This window comes from Tepidanaerobacter sp. GT38 (assembly GCF_021991635.1).
Taxonomy (GTDB): Bacteria; Bacillota; Thermosediminibacteria; order Thermosediminibacterales; family Tepidanaerobacteraceae; genus DTU063.
In genome coordinates, this window is record NZ_JAFFJA010000124.1 from 1 (window position 1) to 3375 (window position 3375).

The window sequence follows — 3375 nt, forward strand, 5'->3', positions numbered from 1 at the left end:
TATCACAGAATAACAACAATCACAAAAAATACTTGCGTTCTCTACAATATATGGTATAATACGGTTGATTATATACTATATAGTGCGCAGTTGAGGTGAAAGTTGTGAAGCACTATTACTTTAATAATAATATCAATGATAAAGGAAGGCACGAAGTTCACACTGAAGACTCCTATTCCCTGCAAATCTATCTAACAGAACTTATATAAGGTTATTATTCAAATTATAAGGAAGCTATTTCTATGGCTTAAATTCAATATCCATTTAAAATATTTGATGGTTGTTACTGGTGCTGTAATGAATGTCACAAAGGTTAGTCTTAGCCCAAACTGTACACTGACACTTTAGCTTTATCTTTCACCGTCAGTTTATCAATCTAAAAAATTTTATTATTGACTCATGTATACTTTTTTCTCTTTGCCGACATTTTTTATTTATTAAAATCAAATGTAATTTATTAGGCGTGGGGTAAATTTATTCAAAAAAACAAAAAGGAAGCGATGAAGTGAAAAAATATAAATTTATAAACACCAATCATAAGATCCCGGAGTTTTATGAGGAAGCAGATCAGAGGGATTTCCCATTAGTAAGACAAAGGCTCCTAGAGAATAGCTTAAGTAATAACTATGAAGATGCATGTAAAGAATGGGACCTAAGCGATATTACAAGCGAAGATTCAGTAGATTTTACGGATCGATGTGAATTATGCAATCAGCCAGGTTTAAAGATAAACTCTATAATATTAAACAATAATACAGGTAAATATTTAAAAGTAGGTAGTAAATGTATAAAAAGGTTTTTGATTTGCCAGGTGCATCTAATCTTCAGGAAAGTTCGGAAATATTCGAGTATAAAAAGCGAGAAATTATAAACGTAAAAATTTTACAAACATATTTAGAACCTGTTCTCAGTGAACTGCCAACATCTCTTGAAGTATACCGTTTTAAAAATGCTAGTAAAAACTATCTAGGTTCTTTTAATCCCTTAGACACAGACCCTATAGTATGGCAAAAATATATTACTGCTTTATTTGGTAATAGTAATCCTAATAAAGAAAAATTGGAAACCGGAGAAAAAACTGGCCTTTGGAGCAGTATAATAAAAGTTAAAAAGAGAGTGCAAACAACTCTTTCAAAATCTTCAGCTTATCGCTCTCAAATAGATCGGTAAAACTTAGTCTTTCCCAAAATGCAATACCAAACTCAACAATAACCTAAAAATTTACATTTCAATGTAACAAGATACCTTTTGTGAACTCCCACACCTTTTTAAAAGACTATATCAATGAAGAATTCTTAAATTAATGTAACAAAATATGGGGACTCTATTTTAAACTTAGAAATATGGATTTTCTTCTCGTGCATTCAAGATGAAATCGCCACCCTAACACATCAGAGTAGCCAAGGTAAGAAAACAAATTTACAGAGAAACTGACTATGTACATAATTCAATAGCAGAAACGCAATTTGTCAGACCATCTTATAAATACCCAATGCTTGTCCGTATATTCGTGCTGATGTGATGAGACCAATCTCTGTTTTTGGATCATTTTCCTACATTACATATATCATTATTACCTGCGTCTTTACTCGTGTATGCTTGTGCAGAATCTCAAAGTTGATACCTTCGTCCGAATTTGCCCCAGCTCTGAAGCATTTTTATGTCTTACTCAGAGATGTTGTTGCCATTATCCTCTTGAACGTGTTGCCATTAATACTCAAGATAATTTTACTGTTTCAAGGTTATCGCCAGTTACGAGCATCCTAGTATTAACAAGTCCCCATATTTACACATCTTCAAGTCGCTAAATTAATCGCCAGGACGCAATGATCTTTATGCAACTAAACTTTACATCTACAATGCCTATCCTTTGTTCTTTCCAGTACAATGTTCGTTAAACACAATATAAACATTCGTTCTGTGATTATCTATGTATTATAACTTAAATAAATCGTGAAAAGGGAGAGTAAGAGTGAAATGAAGGAAACTGAAAAGGCTTATATTGCTGGGATTATTGATGGTGAGGGTAGTATTACTCTAACACGACAACACAAAAATCGCCATCCTTCTCCTATGGTTTCAATACCCTCTACAGACTTATACCTTTTAGAGTGGATTAAGAAAGTTGTACAATGTGGTAGAATTATTAAAAAAAAGAATTACAAACCTCAACTTCATCGAGATTCTTTTGTTTTAAATATAACATACGATAAAGCTTTAGAACTTTTAAAAGAAGTTGAACCCTATCTTATTACCAGACAAAAAAAGCAAGAGCCAAGTTGTTAATATCTGAGTATAAAAAGGTTACGTTAAGAAATGGCCGTTATAATAGTGATGCATTACAAAGAAAAGAAGCTTTCTATGAAAAATTCATGTCTCTATAATAAATAGAATTGAATAGTAAATACGACAATAACTGATAAACCATAAACAAACATTAACAATAAGAATGTAGTAATCACCAGACTGTTGACAAAATGGCTAGGGCCTTTTCTTGTCAGCCTTTTTTAGTACAAAAATAAATTTGATACAAACAGCGGAACAGCACTGTAGATTTCAGAAAATCAAATGGCTTTCAAAGATATTAATCCTTGAAAGCCATTATTTATATAATTTTAAAAACTTAAAAGCTATTATTCGTATTTGGTGGAGGCGAGGGGACACATTACCTGATATTTTCATATCAGTGCTGACTATATCTTTGACTCAACAAAATCCACTGAGCCATCCGGCGTATTATAGGAGCAGTATTTTTTATATCGTTACTCCTATCCTAGTATTCCCATGCCAACAAAGACATTTAGGGAACCTATGAGTCGATACAGGGCTGTAGGCTTTCGCCTCATACCCCTCGGTGTTGCCATGCCACATAAAAAGTGGTTTAGGTTTCACCGATGTAAGCCGGATTTTCACCTGTATGTTGCCATACAGGGCGACTCTTATTGCGAATCGAACCCCTGTCCGAAGGTACATCAATAAAAGCGTCTACAGGTTTATCCCTCATTTTAAATCTCGCCTGCTTTGCTCCTGAGGGCAGGATCAAAGGAAGGCCAGCTTTGTAAGTTTCTCCTATAGTGCCAAAGCAACACTATAAGAAAATCCCGGATTTATGACACCCTGATCCCAGCAGCCGGGCGCCGCCAGGGAGAGTGCGCTGCGTTTTAATTAAGCAGCGTAAGCTAATTCTTCGTTGGCGTTTATATTTACGCTTCCGGATTTACGAGTCGGAAAGCTCGACCTGCAGCTTTTACCTCTGCTACCTCCGTCGAAACCAAACGCCCCCATATATATTTATCAAAGAACTATAGTTATTATACAACAGATATAGCGCATTATCAAGTTTGGACAGCCATGTGATCGCGTCAAGATACTATG

At 34.6% G+C, this 3375-nt stretch carries 2 protein-coding genes and 1 other RNA gene; 2 read left to right on the forward strand and 1 reads right to left on the reverse strand.

Translation table 11 applies throughout. The features are described from left to right. Positions 1-783 precede the first annotated feature (783 nt). Positions 784-1170, forward strand: a complete 387-nt coding sequence (locus tag JT739_RS12145; protein WP_237661389.1) for a hypothetical protein — start codon at positions 784-786, stop codon at positions 1168-1170. 807 nt (positions 1171-1977) lie between these two features. Continuing rightward, the gene (locus JT739_RS12150; protein ID WP_237661390.1) at positions 1978-2286 is read left to right on the forward strand and encodes an LAGLIDADG family homing endonuclease; all 309 of its coding nucleotides are present in this window, start codon (positions 1978-1980) and stop codon (positions 2284-2286) included. 657 nt (positions 2287-2943) lie between these two features. On the opposite strand, the gene ssrA is transcribed toward JT739_RS12150, so the two are convergent. Further along, positions 2944-3283: a transfer-messenger RNA gene (gene ssrA / locus JT739_RS12155) on the reverse strand. Positions 3284-3375 lie beyond the last annotated feature (92 nt).